Origin of the sequence: Nocardioides carbamazepini (assembly GCF_024614185.1) — a bacterium.
Taxonomy (GTDB): domain Bacteria; phylum Actinomycetota; class Actinomycetes; order Propionibacteriales; family Nocardioidaceae; genus Nocardioides; species Nocardioides carbamazepini.
In genome coordinates this window covers 64722-80058 of record NZ_JAHTLF010000002.1, presented here as the reverse complement: position 1 = coordinate 80058, position 15337 = coordinate 64722, and the positions used below count along the sequence as shown (strand labels likewise).

Here is a 15337-nt window from a genome sequence, read left to right as displayed (position 1 = left end):
CAGCCTAGTTCGCGACGAAACCGTCGGCGGTGAGCAGCGGCACGACCTCGTCCGCATCGAGCTCGGCGGCTGTGGTCACGTCCTCGCCGAACCCGATGCCGATCAACTCCTGGCCACTTGCACAGGCGTCGAGCGCCGCTCTGAAGCCGTCGGCCACGGACCGGTACGCCGCTCGGGCATGCAGCGCTTCGGGACCGAGCAGGCTGGCAGCAGGCGCCGGCAGCGCGTCGAGAACGGCACCGGCGCCCCAGAGGTCCTCGACCGCCGGCCGCAGTGACCCGTCCGGCCAGCGTTCCCCTGATGCGACGACGGCGACCACCGCCCCCTCGGCGAGGCGGTCGGCCGTCCACCGGGCGACCGCCGCCCGGTTGCGCAATGCAGCGCCGACAACGCGCGGGTGCGCGTCGCTCTCCTGGAGCGCCGCGCAGATGGTCGATCCGTTCGGGGAGGGCAGCACCAGACGGTCCACCGGTTGGCCGGCAAGGAGCTGGGCAGGCGACAGGCTCGGTGGCGGAACCGCCGACCGGCGCGCCTCCAGGCGACCGACGGCAAGGGTGGCGCCCAGCTCCTCGGCGTACGCGAGAGCCCGATCCTCCTTCCATGGGAACGGATGCACGCGGGTTCCACGGGAGGTCGCGACCGAGAGGGCCGTCGTGAAGGAAAGCACGTCCACCACGATCGCGATGTCGGCGGCCGCGCTGATCGCGGCCGCGCCGGTCGGCCCCCACTCCAGGCGGATCCGGTGCGCGGCCTGCGCGTGTGCGGCGGCGGTGGAGGTGGAGGCGGCGGATGCTGAGGGGTTGCCCGGCACGGTGCGCAGCCTAGCGGCAGGTGACGTGCGTCCCAGCCTGTAACGAATCCGCGCGTCCCGACGCTGTGAGGGGGGAAGCAGATCGGGAACGAGGAGTGTGGGGAATCGTGCGGTTCGGGTGGGGTACGTCGACTGTCGGCTGGACTCGGGGGCTCGTCGCGACGACGGTGGCACTGCTCCTCGCGACGGCGTTGCTGGTGGTGGGACAGGGTGACCTGACCCGGGCCGACGCGGCGCCGGCCGTCGTGGTCGCGAAGAAGGGGCCCGACCCGGCGTACGTCGTGCAGCCGGGGATCGTGTTCAACCACCCGTTCCGTGGCACGAAGAAGAAGACCAGGGTCCAGCGCAAGATCATCAACACGGTCAAGAACGTGCCGGCCGGCGAGACGATCCGCCTGATGACCTGGAACTTCGACTCGCCGAAGTACGCGAACGCCTTCATCAAGGCCCACCGCCGCGGTGTCTCGGTGCAGATCATCATGGCCCGCGGCCTGGCGAAGTCGCAGGGACCCGGCCGCTCCTACCCGACCCTGCGCAACGCGCTGAAGAAGGGCAATGCGGACCGGCCGAAGGCGCTGCGTAGCTGGATCCGCACCTGCGTGTCGACCTGCCGGGGCAAGGGCGGCGCGATGCACTCGAAGCTGATGCTGGTCAGCCGCTCCGGCGCGACCACCAACATCGCGATGCAGGGCTCGGGCAACTTCACCGGTGCCGCTGCCGTGCAGCAGTTCAACGACTGGACCACCGTCACCGAGAACCCGGGCGTCTACGACGGCTGGATGCTGATGTGGAAGCAGGCGAAGAAGGACAAGAACGTCAAGCCGCTGCGGTTCACGGTTCCCAGCACCACCACTCCGGGCGCCACCATCACGACGATGTTCGCGCCGCACCGGAAGAAGACCGACCCGGCGCTGAAGGTGCTCAACAAGGTGCAGTGCACGGGCGCCACGAACGTCCCGGGCGGGCGCACCCAGGTGCGCATCGCCAACGCGGTGTGGGGGGACCAGCGCGGGGTGAAGATCGCGAAGAAGGTCCGTGCGCTGCACCACGCCGGCTGCGACGTGCGGATCGTGTTCATGATGATGCCGCTGAAGATCCGCGCCATCCTCCGCGGCCTGCCGGCGAAGCAGATGGTCTACATCACCGGGGCGACGGCCAACAAGTTCAAGGACCGGTACGTCCACATGAAGGGCCTGTCGGTCCAGGGACACGTGGGCGGCCGAGCCGATGGCAACGTGGTCCTGTCCAGCAGCGAGAACTGGACCCAGCTCGGCTGGCACTCCGACGAGCAGAACGTCATCTTCTGGGACGACCCGGCGATGACCGTGAAGTACGCCGGCTGGGTGGACCTGATCTTCCGCCAGGCGCCGCGCAACCTGAACAACTACGTGAACTCCGCCGACCCGAACGGCCGGATCACGCCGGGCACCGAGTTCCTCGCGCCCAAGGACTACCCGTTCCACGAGCTCGAGCTGTACTGATCCTCCGGTGCGCCTCCCGGGTGGGGCCCGTCAGTGCTCGAGCGACGGGTCCCACCGGTTGGCGATCAGCTTGAAGCTCGGGGTGTCGTCGAGTGACGTCATCGCCTCGTAGATCCGCTCGTACTGGGTCGACGCGATCCGCCAAGCCCCGTCGGGGTCGCGCCGGTAGGTGTCGACGTAGTAGCCGCCGCCGCGGATCTGCACCTTGAAGTCCGGCACGATCACCGTGTCCTCGAACGCCCACGAGCCGGTCGCGGCGTCGCCGTCGACGTCGATCTCGGGGTGGTTCGCGATGTGGATCGTGATGATCGAGGGGCCGAGGTTCTTCTCCATGTACGCCACGACTTCGGACCGGTTGTCGAAGTGCAGCGGCTCGCCCATGGCCTGCGTGCCGTAGCGGGCGCTGACATCCTCGGTGAGGCAGTCGGCGTACTCGTCCCACCGCTTCAGGTCGAGGGTGCGGAAGTAGCGGTGCTTGAGGCGCTTGATCTCCTCGATCGCGGCAAGGTCCATGGACGCACTGTAGAACGTGTTCTAGATCTGGTCGAGGGGTGTCGGCGCGTGCTGGCAGCATCGGCCTGGTGGAGGGTGCGCGCGGGCTGCTGGAGGCGGAGCGGGATGAGGCCTGGCAGCGTCTGGCCGGACTGATCGGCAGCTTCGCCGAGGTTGTCGCCGCGTCGCGGGACACCAATGCGGACGACGAGCACGATCCGGAAGGTGCGACCATCGCGTTCGAGCGCTCGCAGCTCACGACGCTGGTGGCCCAGGTCCGATGGCACCTGGCCGAGGTGGAGGCGGCTCTCCTGCGACTGGATGCGGGCACCTATGGGGTGTGCGAAGGCTGCGGGGCGCCGATCCCCGAGGCCCGGCTCGAGGTGAGGCCCGTCGCGCGGACCTGCGTCGGATGCTGAGCGGTCGGCCGCGCCAGGACGGGTCGTCTCCGCGAGCGGGGCGAGATCATCAACTGAGCGGGCCGGAGTCCGCAACCCCGTCGTACGCCGGCAGCTCGGGACCGTCGACGGCGCGCTGGATGAGGTCGGTCAAGGCGTCCAGGTCGGGCTCCGGGGCGGGCTGGCCCGTGAGCATCTGCACGTGCATGCGGCCGATCTCCTGGTTGGCGTCGACGTACCCGAGCATCCGTTCCTGGTAGCCCGCGAACCCGGCTTCGGGATCCCAGTCGGCCGCGGCCAGCTCGCCCGCCAACAGGTAGGCGCCGACGAGAGCCAGTCCGGTGCCCGCGCCGGACATCGGTGAGGCACAGAACGCGGCGTCGCCGAGGAGCCCCACGCGGCCACGTGACCAGCGGTCCATCGCCACCTGGGCGACCTGGTCGAGGTAGAAGTCCGGGGCATCGTCGAGGTGGTCGAGGAGGCGGGGGGTCTGCCAGCCGAAGCCGGCCATCTGCTCGCGCAGCAGCCGCTTCTGTGCCTCGACGTCGCGGTGGTCGATGTCGAAGTCGGGGGCGGGGAAGGACAACATGGCGATCGCCTCGGTGGCGTCGGGGACGGGCCGCAGGCCCGCCCAGCGACCAGCCTCCTGATAGTCGAACATCCAGCCGTCCAGCCCGAACTCGTTGGGCACCGTGTAGAAGGCCAGCACCAGCCCGAGGTGGCGGACGAACTGCTCGCGCGGCCCGAACGCCATCCCGCGCAGTGCCGAGTGCAGGCCATCGGCGCCGACCACGAGGTCGAACCGTCGGCGGTCGCCGCCCGTGAGCATGACGTCGACCCCGCCCGCGTCCTGGGTGAGCTCGGCGATCCGGTCGCCGAAGATGTACTCCACGCCATCACGGGTGTCGTCGTAGAGGACCCGGGAGAGGTCGCCGCGCAGGATCTCGATCTCGGAGACGTACCCGTCACCGTCGTGCTCGTCGGCCCGGTGCGTCTCCAGCACGTTGCCCTCGGCGTCCACCGAGTAGGCGCCGAGGGTGTTCGTGCACGCCGCCCGCACGGCCGCGTCGAGGCCCATGCGCCGGATGACCTCTTTGGCGACACCACGCGCATCCACGGCCTGCCCGCCCGGCCGCAGCCCGTCGGCCTGCTCCACCACGGTCACCTCGGCGCCCCGCCTGTGCAGCCAGTGGGCGAGCGCGGGACCCGCGATACTCGCTCCCGTCACCAACACCTTGATGTCACTCATCGCGCCTCCTGCTCGTCCGTCGACCCACGCTTGCCTGACCGGAGGATCACGCCCCGTCGTACGCGGCCTGCAGCTCGGCGATGTCGATCTTGCCCATCTTCAACATCGCCTGGCACGCCGCCTGGTTGGCGGGGGTCGTGTAGTCGCCGCACAGCTCCTCGAGCTCGACGGGGACGACCTGCCAGGACACGCCGAACCTGTCCTTGCACCAGCCGCACGGGCCGGGCTCGCCGCCGTCGGCGGTGAGGATCTCCCAGTACTTGTCGACCTCCTCCTGGCCGTCGACGCGGAGGTAGAAGGAGAACGCCTCGTTGAGATGGAACTCCGGGCCGGCGTTGAGGCCGGTGACCTCGTGGCCGGCGACGGTGAACTCGACGACCTCGGCGACCGATGTGCCGGGCTCGGTCCAGGCGGTGAGAACCTGACCGACGGACGAGTCGGGGATGTGCTCGGCGTAGAACCTCGCGGCCTCGATGGCCTTGTCGTTACCGAACCACAGGTGGGTGCGTACCGAAACCATGGGGAGTCTCCTCCGGCCGAGGGCCCTCCGGATGAGGGTCGCTGGCAAGGATGACCGGGCTCCGGGCCGGGACTCATCGCCGAGCGGCTGGTCGCGGCTAGTCGAGGCAGAACTCGTTGCCCTCGACGTCGAACATGTTCTGGCAGGACTCGTTCTCGCCGTCGGCGAGCAGGAGGGTGCCGCGTCTCGCGCCGAGGGCCTCGAGGCGGGTGGCCTCGTCCTCGAGGACGGCGAGCCGTTCGTCGCCGGTCAGGCCGGTCACGACGCGGACGTCGAGGTGGACCCGGTTCTTCGCGGCCTTGCGCTCGGGCACGCGCTGGAAGTACATCCGCGGCCCAGCGCCGGTCGGGTCCTCGCAGACCGCCCACGCGTCGTCAGGGTCGGGCGGGTGCGGCGGGTCGACGTACCCGAGCGCCGCCTTCCAGAAGTCCGCGACCGCGCGGGGGCTCGCGCAGTCGAAGGTCACCTGCACCTGTCGCACATTGTCCACAGCGCCAGCCTAGGCAGTTGGCGTTCGAACGCGTGTTCGATTAAGGTGGGGCCATGGATATTCCCCTCACCGCTGACGAGATCCGGTCGTACGCCGACCGCGTGCTCGTGGCGCCCGGTGGGGGAGCGGCCGACCAGGTCGAGGTGATCGCGGCGCTGGAGGAGCTGAAGTCCGCCGTGTGCGCCGCGCAGGCACAGGCCGCGGTCGCCTTCGACGTCCAGCGCCGCGCGGAGCAGGCGAGGGCCGGGGTCCGGGCCGACCGGCAGGGGCGGGGGACCGCGGCGGAGATCGCGCTCGCCCGGCGTGAGTCGCCACACCGGGGGCAGTCCCTGCTCGGCCTCGGGAAGATCCTCGTCGCCGAGATGCCGCACACCCTGGCGCGGCTCCGCGACGGCTCGCTCAACGAGTTCCGGGCCACGCTCCTGGCCCGGGAGACCGGCTGTCTGAGCGCGGAGCAGCGCGCCTTCGTCGACGAGGAGCTGTGCGCCGACCCGCGTGCTCTCCACGGTGTCGGCACCCGCGAGCTCCTCGGCCGGGTGCGCCGGATGGCTGCCGAGCTCGACCCCGCTGCCGTCGCCCGGCGTGCCCGCCGGGCCGAGGCAGACCGCAATGTCACGGTGCGGCCGGCGCCGGACACGATGGCGTACCTGACCGGGCTGATGCCGGTCGCCCAGGCCGTTGCGGCGTACGCATCCGTGCGCGCGGCGGCGCTGAGCGCCCGTGCGCAGGGTGACCAGCGCTCGCTCGGACAGTTGATGTCCGACCTGATGCTGGCCCGGATGACCGGGTTGCCCGACACGGGTGGCGGCGAGCACGCCCCCGCCGTACCGCTCACGATCAACCTGACCATGTCCGACGAGACGCTGGCCGGGGGCCACGCGCCCGCGGTGCTGTCCGGCGACGGTGTGGCGGGCGAGGTGGTCCCGGCCGAGGTCGCCCGTCACCTGGCGGCGCAGGCATCCGGCAGCGGGGCCGCGGTGTGGTTCCGGCGGCTCTACCGCAACCGGCTCGGCCGCCTCGTGGCGATGACCAGCCGGCAGCGTCTCTTCCCGGACGGGATCGCCGAGCTCCTCGCCCTGCAAGGACTGGGAATCTGCGCCAGCCCCTACTGCGATGCCCCGGTGCGCCACACCGACCACATCCAGCCCGCCGACGAGGGCGGCGCGACCAGTGCCGCCAACGGGCAGGGCCTGTGCGAGGCCTGCAACCACGCCAAGCAGGCGCCCGGATGGCGACAACGGGTGGTCTCGAGCCCGCGCGAACGCCCCGAGGTCGAGACCGTCACCCCCACCGGACACCGTTATGCAGCCACCGCCCCCGCCCCACCAGGCTGGCGTGAACCGCGGTTCGTGCAGGTCGGTCCCGGCCGCTACGGCCTGATCGCCTGAGCGTCGTCATGGGCTGGCACAACCCACCGGTCTCGTGGCGCGAGCACGAGCGCCGCATGTCCGGGCTGGTGTCGGAGGCCCCTGTCTCGCGCCGCAAACAGCCCCGTGCCGAGCCGGAACGCGTCGCGCGTCCGGAGCGTGCGACGCCGTACGCCGAGCTGCACTGCCACAGCCACTTCAGCTTCCTCGACGGCGCCAGCTCGCCCGGTGACCTGGTCAAGGAAGCGACCCGGCTGGGCCTGGACGCACTCGCGCTGACCGACCACGACGGGTTCGCGGGGGCTCCGCTGTTCGCGGAGGCAGGGTCCGACTACGCCATGGCGACGGTGTACGGCGCCGAGCTGACCCTCGACGTCCATCGCTCGCAGAACGGCATCCCCGACCCCGAGGGCAGCCACCTGCTGGTGCTCGCGCGCGGGGTGGAGGGCTACCACCGGCTCTCGGGGGCGATCACCGAGGCGGGGCTGCGCGCGCCGGAGAAGGGCAGTCCCGCCCACGACCTCGATGAGCTCGCCGAGCGGGGGAGGGGGCACTGGGTCGTCCTCACCGGTTGCCGCAAGGGTGCGGTACGCCAGGCCCTGAGACACGACGGCCCGGCTGCCGCCGCCCACGAGCTCGACCTGCTGGTCGACCGGTTCGGCCGCGAGCACGTCGTGGTGGAGCTGACGGTCAGCGACCACCCGGGTGGCGAGGAGGACAACGACCTGCTGGCGCGGATCGCCGACGACCGGGGGCTGCCGGTGGTGGCGACCGGCAACGTCCACTTCGCGACGCCGGAGAAGCGGCGACTGGCGGCGGCGATGGCGGCGGTGCGGGCGCGGCGCAGCATCGCCGAGCTCGATGGCTGGCTCGACCTGTCGGGTGGTGCGCATCTGCGCAGCGGGGAGGAGATGCTGCGGCGGTTCGCGCACCGGCCGGACGCGGTGCGCCGCTCCGTCGTCCTCGCCGGCGAGCTGGCCTTCGACCTGCGCAAGGCCTCGCCGCGGCTGCCGAAGCAGGGCATTCCCGAGGGGTGGACGCAGGCGGACTACCTGCGCCACCTGGTGGAGGAGGGCTTCGCCCGGCGATACGCCCACGAGGACCACGCGGCGGAGGCACGGGAGCGGATCGAGAAGGAGATGCGGGTGATCCTGGAGAAGGACTTCGCCGGCTACTTCATCATCGTCCACGACATCGTCGCCTTCGCTCGGCGCAAGAAGATCCTCTGCCAGGGCCGGGGCTCCGCGGCCAGCTCCGCGGTCTGCTACGCCCTCGGGATCACCGCGATCGACTCGGTCCTCTTCAACCTGCCCTTCGAGCGGTTCATCTCCGCCCACCGTGAGGAGGAGCCGGACATCGATGTCGACTTCGACTCCGACCGGCGCGAGGAGGTGATCCAGTGGGTCTACGACACCTACGGCCGGCGCAATGCCGCTCAGGTGTGCAATGTGATCAGCTATCGGCCGCGGATGGCGATCCGCGATGCCGCGAAGGCGCTCGGCTACTCCCAGGGCCAGCAGGACGCCTGGTCCAAGCAGATCGACGGCTGGGGCCGGGAGATCAGCGAGGAGGTCGGCGTACCGCCGCAGGTGCGGTCACTGGCCGAGGAGCTGATGGGGGCTCCCCGGCACCTCGGGATCCACTCCGGCGGCATGGTGCTCACCGAGCGGCCGATCGGGGAGGTCTGCCCGATCGAGAGGGCACGGATGGACAAGCGGACCGTGCTGCAGTGGGACAAGGACGGCTGCGAGTCGATGGGGCTGGTGAAGTTCGACCTGCTCGGGCTCGGCATGCTCGGCGCGCTCGACCACATGATCCGGCTGGTCGAGGAGCACCTCGGGAAGCGCTGGGAGCTGGAGACCATCCCGAAGGAGGAGACGGCGGTCTACGAGATGCTCGGCCGTGCCGACGCGATCGGCGTGTTCCAGGTCGAGTCCCGCGCCCAGATCGGCACCCTGCCGCGGCTCAAGCCGGAGCGCTTCTACGAGCTCGCCATCGAGATCGCACTGATCCGGCCCGGGCCGATCCAGGGAGGAGCGGTCCATCCCTACATCCGGCGCAAGACCGGGCGAGAGGTGGGCTGGAAGTACGACCATCCGTCGTTGGAGCCGATCCTGGAGCGCACCCTCGGTGTGCCACTCTTCCAGGAGCAGCTGATGGAGATGGCCAAGACGCTGGGGGACTGCACGGCCGACGAGGCCGATCTGCTGAGGCGGGCGATGGGCTCGAAGCGGGGCATCGAGCGGATCGAGAAGGTCAGGGACAAGCTCTACGCCGGGATGGAGAAGCGCGGCATCACCGGCAAGAGGGCCGACGCGATCTACCTCAAGATCCTCTCCTTCGCCGACTTCGGGTTCGCCGAGTCCCATGCGCTCAGCTTCGCGCTGCTCGTCTACGCCTCGTCGTGGTTCAAGCTCCATTACCCGGCGGCCTTCCTCGCCGGGCTGCTCCGCAACCAGCCGATGGGCTTCTACTCCCCGCAGTCCCTGGTCGCCGACGCCCGCCGTCACGACGTCCTCGTGCTGCCGCCGGACCTGGTCAGCTCCGACGTCCAGGCGGGGCTCGAGTCGTGTGCGGCGGCGCCCGAGGATCCGCTGAGGTACGACGCCGCGCTGGCCGTGCGCCTCGGGCTGGACTCGGTGAAGGGGATCGGGAAGGAGGTCGCGACCCGCATCGTGGCGGAGCGTGCTGTGGCGCCGTACGTCGACATCCGCGATCTCTCCCGCCGTGCCGGGCTGACCCAGGCCCAGCTCGAGGCGCTGGCGACCGCGGGGGCGTTGGACGGGTTCGGGCTGGATCGACGGCAGGCGCTGTGGATGGCGGGCTATGCGGAGGACGGTGCCCAGCTCCCGGGGAGCACGCCCGCGCCTGCCCCGCCCGAGCTGCCGCGGATGTCGGCCTGGGAGGTGACCTTGGCGGACCTGTGGGCGACCCGCATCTCCACCGACATCCACCCCGTCCAGCATTTCCGCGGGGTCCTCACCGCGGCGGGGATCAAGTCGGTCGCGGAGCTGCCGGTCACGGATGCCGGCCGACGGGTGCATGTCGCCGGGCTGATCACCCATCGACAGAGCCCGGGAACGGCCGGCGGGATCACCTTCCTCAACCTCGAGGACGAGACCGGGATGCTGAACGTGGTCTGCTCCTCGGGGGTGATGAAGGTGTACCGGCGGGCGGCACGCAACCGGATCGCGGTGGTGATCCGGGGCAAGGTGGAACGTCAGGACGGCGTCACCAACCTGGTCGCCGACCGGATCGAGCCGCTCGACAGCGTCCTGCCGGGTGCCGGCGCCGCGCTGCAGATCCGCCAGACCTCGCGCGACTTCCGCTAGCGACGAGGCCGATTCGAGAGAGCCTGGGAGCCTGCGGTAGTGTTCCGTTCGCTCCGGCCGGTGCTGCCGAACGGGGCTTCGGGCTGTAGCGCAGCTTGGTAGCGCACCTGACTGGGGGTCAGGGGGTCGCAGGTTCAAATCCTGTCAGCCCGACCGAGAAAACCGGCTCTGACCAGCGGAAACGCTGAGTCAGGGCCGGTTCTGTCAGGTCGGCCTCGTGGTCTCAGATCCCTGCTCAGGTCACCGGACGGACTCCGGGTGGGGGTGATGACCGAGCGCGTCGTGGAAGTCGGTGCCCGGCACGGGGGAGGGGCTGACGTGGACCGTGACGTCGACCAGCTTGGTCACGCCGTGCAGGAGCCGGTGGTGGACGTCGTTGGCGATCTCGTGTGCCGCGACGACGTCGAGGTGGTGGTCGACCTGGATGCCGGTCTCGGCGTACAGGCGGTGGCCGATCCACCGCATCCGGAACGACTCGACATCATCCACGCCCGGAGTGGCCCGGACGATCGAGAGGGCGTCGGCAGTCAGGGCCGGGTCGACGGCATCCATCAGCCGGCGGTAGATGTCGCGGGCAGCGCTGCGCAGGACGAGCAGGATCGCGACAGTGATGACGAGACCGATGATCGGGTCGGCCAAGGGCATCCCGACCAGGACGCCGACGGCGCCGATGACGACGGCGAGTGAGGTGAACCCGTCCGTGCGGGCGTGCTGCCCGTCGGCGACCAGGGCCGCGGATCCGATCCGTCGGCCGACCCGGATCCGATAGACCGCGACCGCTTCGTTGCCGAGGAACCCGATCACGCCGGCGCTGGCGACCACCCACGGGTGGTCGATGGGCTGTGGGTCGATGAGGCGGGCGATCGACTGGTGGCCGGCCACGACCGCCGACAGCGCGATCATGGCGACGATGAAGATCCCGGCCAGGTCCTCGGCGCGACCGTAGCCATAGGTGTAGGACCGCGTCGGCCGGCGGCGTCCCAGGACGAAGGCGATCCACAGCGGCACCGCGGTCATCGCGTCCGACAGGTTGTGGATCGTGTCGGCCAGGAGGGCGACCGAACCGGTCAGCCCCACGAGGACGGCCTGCGTGGCTGCCGTGATGCCGAGCACGACGAGGCTGAGCTTGACCGCGCGAATGCCCTCGGAGCTGGCTTCGAATGCGTCGTCGACGGAGTCTGCGGCGTCGTGGCTGTGGGTGCGGAAGATCTCCCGTAGTGCGTTCAGCACGCCGCCGTGCCCGCGTCCGTGTCCGTGACCATGCCCGTGTCCATGCCCGTGACCGGCGCCGCGGTCGTCGTGCGTCGCGGTCATCGGGTCTGCTTCGGTGCGGCGAGTGCGGGGCAGGCGTGATGCGCGGGGACGCCGGGCCCGAGGTGCTCGGCGTGCCGCACCCCGTCGACGACCAGCTGGCTCACGTGCTCGTTGGTCAGGGCGTAGAAGACCTGTGCTCCCTGACGGCGGGTGGTGACCAGCCGTGCCAGGCGCAGCTTGGCCAGGTGCTGTGACACGGTGGCCTGGGGCTTGCCGACCTGCTCCGCCAGCTGCAGCACCGGTGCCTCGCCCTCGCGCAGCAGCCAGAGGAGCCGCACCCTGGTGGGGTCGGCCAGCATTCGGAACACCTCGACCGCGAGCTCGACCTGCTCCGCCGCCGGCAGCGGAGGCGCACCAGCCTCTACATATTCGCGCATGCGAATACGATGACATGCGCTCGACCGCCCGCCAAGTCCTGGACGGAAGGACTCAGCCGATCAGCGTCGACGCGAGGCCCAGCACCGCGCAGACCGCGAGCGTGCGCATGGTCGACCACCTGCGCCAGAAGATCAGCGCAACCGCCACCGCGGTGATGGCGAAGGCGACCGGGTCCCACGAGGAGAGCACCGGGACATCGACGTCGACCGCACCCCACGCGACGCTGCGTGAGCGGTCGAAGAGGTTGTGCAGCGCGAAGAAGACCGCCAGGTTCGCGATCACCCCGACGACGGCCGCGGTGATCCCGGTGAGGGCGGCGGTGAGGTGGTGGTTGCTCCGGAGGCGTTCGACATAGGGAGCGCCCAGGAAGATGAACAGGAAGCAGGGTACGAAGGTCACCCAGGTCACCAGGAGCGACGCCAGGACGGCGGCGACCCACGGGTCGAGGGATCCCGGATCGCGGTAGGCGCCGACGAAGGCGACGAACTGCACCACCATGATCAGTGGCCCCGGGGTGGACTCGGCAAGGGCGAGCCCGCGGACCATCTCCCCGGCCTGGAGCCACCCGAACACGGTGACGGCCTGGTGCGCCACATAGGACAGCACCGCGTAGGCGCCACCGAACGTGACCACCGCGGCGCCGGAGAAGAACAGGCCCTGATCGACGAAGACGCTGTCGCGGCTGAACAACATCGCGGCGAGGGCGACCGGGGCGAACCAGAGCACGAGGCCGAGGCTCAGGACCCGTAGGCCGCGAGCCGTGGACGGGGCATCGTGGTGCAACGCGTCGTCGCTGATCAGGGGCGGCGGTCCGTCGGCCGACGGACCGGTGCGCTTGCTCTGGGTGAAGGAGGGGACCGACTGTCCGGTGGCCCAGCCGAGAACACCGGCCGAGGCGATCACGACAGGAAACGGAACCTTGAAGACCGTCAGAGCCACGAAGGACGCGATCGCCATGGCGACCAGGACGGGGTGGTGCAGGGCGCGCTTGCCGACGCGTTGCACGGCCTGGACGACGATCGCGATCACCGCCGGCGCGAGGCCGGCGAACAGGCCGCCGACGAAGGCCGTGGTCCCCGCGCCGACGTACAGCGCGGAGAGGCCGAGCAGCGCGATCGCACCGGGGAGCACGAACAGGGTCCCGGCGATCAGGCCGCCGAGGGTGCCGTTGAGCAGCCAGCCGACGTAGATGGCCAGCTGCTGGGCCTCGGGGCCGGGTAGGAGCATGCAGTAGTTCAGGGCGTGCAGGAACCGTTGTTGACCGATCCAGCGCTTCTCGTCGACGAGCTTGTGCTGCATCACGGCGATCTGGCCGGCGGGGCCGCCGAAGGTCTGCAGCGAGATCGCGAACCAGGCGCGGGTGGCGTCACGGAGCGGGATGACGTCGCCGGCACGGCTCCTCTCGAGGGTCACGACGGACCCGTCCCGGCCACCTGCGCCACTCCCGGGCGGTGGAGCCGGCGCCACAACGCGAGCCGCGAGCCGGACGGAGCCCGGGGCAGGGTGCAGGTCAGGAGCACCCACGTGCCATGCCCGCCCTCGCCGCTCACGATCTGACTGTAACGACGGCGACAGGTGCTGATGCGGGCCCGCGCCCGCCCGGTCTCACGCACATGACCTCCGAGGTCATGGGTGCCCGGACCCCGGTTGCCTAGGCTGCGGGCATGACGGCGTTGGTGGAGAGCCCCTCGGTGGGGCCGTTGCTCCGTTCGTGGCGGGAGCGCCGCCGGTTCAGCCAGCAGGAGCTGTCGAACCGGTCGACTGTGTCGACCCGGCACCTGAGCCGGGTGGAGACCGGTCGGGCACATCCGACACCGGACATGATCCTGCACCTGGCCGAGAACCTGGAGGTCCCGTTGCGCGATCGCAACCGGCTCCTGCTGGCGGCGGGCTACGCGCCGCGGTACGCCGAGCACTCGCTGGAGGACGGGTCGCTGGCGGTGGTCATGGACGGCCTGCGCCGGCTGCTCGACGCCCACCTGCCGTATCCGGCCCTGCTGCTCGACGACTACTGGGACGTGGTCGACGCCAACGCCGCGATCGCCCCCTTCCTGGCCGGGTGCTCGCCGGCGCTCCTGGAGCCGCCGATCAACGTGGTCCGCCTGTGCCTGAGCGAGGACGGGCTGGCCGACCGGATCGGCAACCTCGACCTGTGGGCCGGCCACCTCTACCACCGGGCCGTCGGGCGGGCCGAGCGCACGCACGACCCGCGCCACCACGCGCTGGCCGCCGAGATCGCGGAGCTCTCGGGCGGTGTGCCGCGGCTGGACCCGGTGACCACCGGTCCGGTGCTGACCATGGAGCTCCGGTACGACGAGCAGCTACTCCGGATGTTCAGCACCTCCGCGCAGCTGACGACCGCGACCGACGCCGCCCTGGAGGGGCTGGCGCTGGAGACCTTCCTGCCGGCGGACGAGGAGACCCGCGCCTTCTTCACGTCCTGAGCGCGGCCGCTAGGTTCGACCTGTGCAGACCACCCAGATCCGCCTCGCCGCCCGCCCGGTGGGCGAGCCGTCCGACGACGACTTCGCCTTCGTTACCGAGGACCTTCCCGAGCTCGCGGACGGCCAGGTGCTGCTCCGCACGATCTATCTCTCGCTCGACCCCTACATGCGCGGCCGGATGAGTGCCGCGAAGTCGTACGCCGAACCGGTGCCGGTCGGCGGAGTGATGGTCGGCCAGACGGTGTGCGAGGTCGTGGAGAGCCGCTCCGAGCGGCACGCGGTCGGCGACATCGTGCTGGCCTACACGGGTTGGCAGACGCACGCGGTCGCGGACGCGCGGCATACCCGCGCGCTCGACCCGGCCGAGGCGCCGGTGTCGACGGCGCTGGGCGTGCTGGGGATGCCCGGCTTCACGGCGTACGCCGGGCTGCTGGAGATCGGGCGCCCGCAGCCGGGGGAGACGGTCGTGGTAGCGGCCGCGACCGGGCCGGTCGGCTCGGCCGTCGGGCAGATCGCGCAGATCAAGGGCGCGCGCTCGGTCGGCATCGCGGGCGGGCCGGAGAAGGTCCGTGCCCTCACCGAGGACTTCGGCTTCGACGTCGCCCTCGACCACCGCTCGCCGACGTTCCGGGAGGACCTGGCCGCGGCGACGCCGGACGGGATCGACGTCTACTTCGAGAACGTCGGCGGACCGGTCGCCGACGCGGTGAACCGGCGGCTCAACTTGTACGCGCGGATCCCGGTCTGCGGTCTGGTCGCCGACTACAACGCGACCGAGGCGCCGGCGGGCCCGGACCGGCTGCCGGCGTACCTGCGGCGGGTGCTGACGCTCAGCCTGACCGTGCGCGGCTTCATCCAGAGCGAGTTCGAGCCGGCGTTGAGCGAGCCGTTCCGGCGGGACATGGCGGCCTGGGTGCGCGAGGGGCGGGTGCGCTACCGGGAGGACGTGGTCGTGGGCCTCGAGAACGTGCCGGAGGCGTTCCGCGGCCTCCTGGTCGGTCGCAACTTCGGCAAGCTGCTGGTCCGGCTGGGGGACGATCCGACGGCATGATCCTTGCGCT

General features: G+C 70.8%; 15 protein-coding genes and 1 tRNA gene. 7 read left to right on the top strand and 9 right to left on the bottom strand.

The features are described 5' to 3' along the window. Positions 1-4 precede the first annotated feature (4 nt). On the bottom strand, positions 5-811 hold the full coding sequence (locus KVF89_RS00450) for a 2-phosphosulfolactate phosphatase (protein WP_257422526.1): 807 nt from the start codon (positions 809-811) through the stop codon (positions 5-7). Positions 812-918: 107 nt separating this feature from the next. Here KVF89_RS00450 and KVF89_RS00445 point away from each other — a divergent pair, with 107 nt between their 5' ends. Then, on the top strand, positions 919-2292 hold the full coding sequence (locus KVF89_RS00445) for a phospholipase D-like domain-containing protein (RefSeq protein ID WP_257422525.1): 1374 nt from the start codon (positions 919-921) through the stop codon (positions 2290-2292). Between the two features lie 30 nt (positions 2293-2322). On the opposite strand, the gene KVF89_RS00440 is transcribed toward KVF89_RS00445, so the two are convergent. Then, entirely contained in the window at positions 2323-2805 is a 483-nt protein-coding gene (locus tag KVF89_RS00440; RefSeq protein WP_257422524.1) for a nuclear transport factor 2 family protein, read from the bottom strand. Between the two features lie 38 nt (positions 2806-2843). Between KVF89_RS00440 and KVF89_RS00435 the strand changes: the two genes are divergently transcribed. After that, entirely contained in the window at positions 2844-3203 is a 360-nt protein-coding gene (locus tag KVF89_RS00435; protein ID WP_257422523.1) for a TraR/DksA family transcriptional regulator, read from the top strand. A 49-nt stretch (positions 3204-3252) separates the two neighbouring features. On the opposite strand, the gene KVF89_RS00430 is transcribed toward KVF89_RS00435, so the two are convergent. The 3 genes from KVF89_RS00430 to KVF89_RS00420 form a co-directional block, all read right to left on the bottom strand. Beyond that, positions 3253-4431, bottom strand: a complete 1179-nt coding sequence (locus KVF89_RS00430) for an FAD-dependent monooxygenase (RefSeq protein ID WP_257422522.1) — start codon at positions 4429-4431, stop codon at positions 3253-3255. A gap of 46 nt (positions 4432-4477) precedes the next feature. After that, complete coding sequence (locus tag KVF89_RS00425; RefSeq protein ID WP_257422521.1) at positions 4478-4951, bottom strand: VOC family protein; 474 nt, start codon at positions 4949-4951, stop codon at positions 4478-4480. A gap of 97 nt (positions 4952-5048) precedes the next feature. Then, a complete protein-coding gene (locus KVF89_RS00420; RefSeq protein WP_257422520.1) occupies positions 5049-5441 on the bottom strand; it encodes a VOC family protein in 393 nt (130 codons plus the stop codon). A 53-nt stretch (positions 5442-5494) separates the two neighbouring features. Here KVF89_RS00420 and KVF89_RS00415 point away from each other — a divergent pair, with 53 nt between their 5' ends. The 3 genes from KVF89_RS00415 (at position 5495) to KVF89_RS00405 (ending at position 10293) form a co-directional block, all read left to right on the top strand. Continuing rightward, positions 5495-6829: an HNH endonuclease gene (locus KVF89_RS00415; RefSeq protein ID WP_257422519.1), complete on the top strand. Its 1335-nt coding sequence runs from the start codon at positions 5495-5497 to the stop codon at positions 6827-6829. An 8-nt stretch (positions 6830-6837) separates the two neighbouring features. Then, complete coding sequence (locus KVF89_RS00410) at positions 6838-10140, top strand: error-prone DNA polymerase (RefSeq protein WP_257422518.1); 3303 nt, start codon at positions 6838-6840, stop codon at positions 10138-10140. Between the two features lie 79 nt (positions 10141-10219). Next, positions 10220-10293: transfer RNA gene (locus KVF89_RS00405), tRNA-Pro, on the top strand. 87 nt (positions 10294-10380) lie between these two features. Here the strand turns inward: KVF89_RS00405 and KVF89_RS00400 are convergent. The 4 genes from KVF89_RS00400 to KVF89_RS30275 are packed head-to-tail and all read right to left on the bottom strand — an operon-like array spanning position 10381 to position 13382. Then, positions 10381-11454, bottom strand: a complete 1074-nt coding sequence (locus KVF89_RS00400; protein ID WP_257422517.1) for a cation diffusion facilitator family transporter — start codon at positions 11452-11454, stop codon at positions 10381-10383. Further along, complete coding sequence (locus KVF89_RS00395) at positions 11451-11831, bottom strand: ArsR/SmtB family transcription factor (protein ID WP_257422516.1); 381 nt, start codon at positions 11829-11831, stop codon at positions 11451-11453. The genes KVF89_RS00400 and KVF89_RS00395 overlap by 4 nt, the downstream gene beginning before the upstream one ends. 52 nt (positions 11832-11883) lie before the next feature. Continuing rightward, positions 11884-13245, bottom strand: coding sequence for a chromate efflux transporter (chrA, locus tag KVF89_RS00390; RefSeq protein ID WP_257422515.1), 1362 nt, complete (start codon positions 13243-13245; stop codon positions 11884-11886). Beyond that, positions 13242-13382, bottom strand: coding sequence for a hypothetical protein (locus tag KVF89_RS30275; RefSeq protein WP_257422514.1), 141 nt, complete (start codon positions 13380-13382; stop codon positions 13242-13244). The genes chrA and KVF89_RS30275 overlap by 4 nt, the downstream gene beginning before the upstream one ends. 114 nt (positions 13383-13496) lie before the next feature. On the opposite strand from KVF89_RS30275, the gene KVF89_RS00380 reads away from it, so the two are divergent. Then, a complete protein-coding gene (locus KVF89_RS00380) occupies positions 13497-14276 on the top strand; it encodes a helix-turn-helix domain-containing protein (protein WP_257422513.1) in 780 nt (259 codons plus the stop codon). Positions 14277-14298: 22 nt separating this feature from the next. Beyond that, entirely contained in the window at positions 14299-15327 is a 1029-nt protein-coding gene (curA, locus tag KVF89_RS30270; protein ID WP_257422512.1) for an NADPH-dependent curcumin/dihydrocurcumin reductase, read from the top strand. Positions 15328-15337: the final 10 nt, after the last annotated feature.

Bases quoted from the DNA above. Each gene is read 5' to 3' on its own strand.
- KVF89_RS00415 (WP_257422519.1), top strand. From the start codon at position 5,495: ATGGATATTCCCCTCACCGCTGACGAGATCCGGTCGTACGCCGACCGC.
- KVF89_RS00430 (WP_257422522.1), bottom strand. From the start codon at position 4,431: ATGAGTGACATCAAGGTGTTGGTGACGGGAGCGAGTATCGCGGGTCCC.
- KVF89_RS00440 (WP_257422524.1), bottom strand. From the start codon at position 2,805: ATGGACCTTGCCGCGATCGAGGAGATCAAGCGCCTCAAGCACCGCTAC.
- KVF89_RS00400 (WP_257422517.1), bottom strand. From the start codon at position 11,454: ATGACCGCGACGCACGACGACCGCGGCGCCGGTCACGGGCATGGACAC.
- KVF89_RS00380 (WP_257422513.1), top strand. From the start codon at position 13,497: ATGACGGCGTTGGTGGAGAGCCCCTCGGTGGGGCCGTTGCTCCGTTCG.
- KVF89_RS00425 (WP_257422521.1), bottom strand. From the start codon at position 4,951: ATGGTTTCGGTACGCACCCACCTGTGGTTCGGTAACGACAAGGCCATC.
- KVF89_RS00410 (WP_257422518.1), top strand. From the start codon at position 6,838: ATGGGCTGGCACAACCCACCGGTCTCGTGGCGCGAGCACGAGCGCCGC.
- KVF89_RS00395 (WP_257422516.1), bottom strand. From the start codon at position 11,831: ATGCGCGAATATGTAGAGGCTGGTGCGCCTCCGCTGCCGGCGGCGGAG.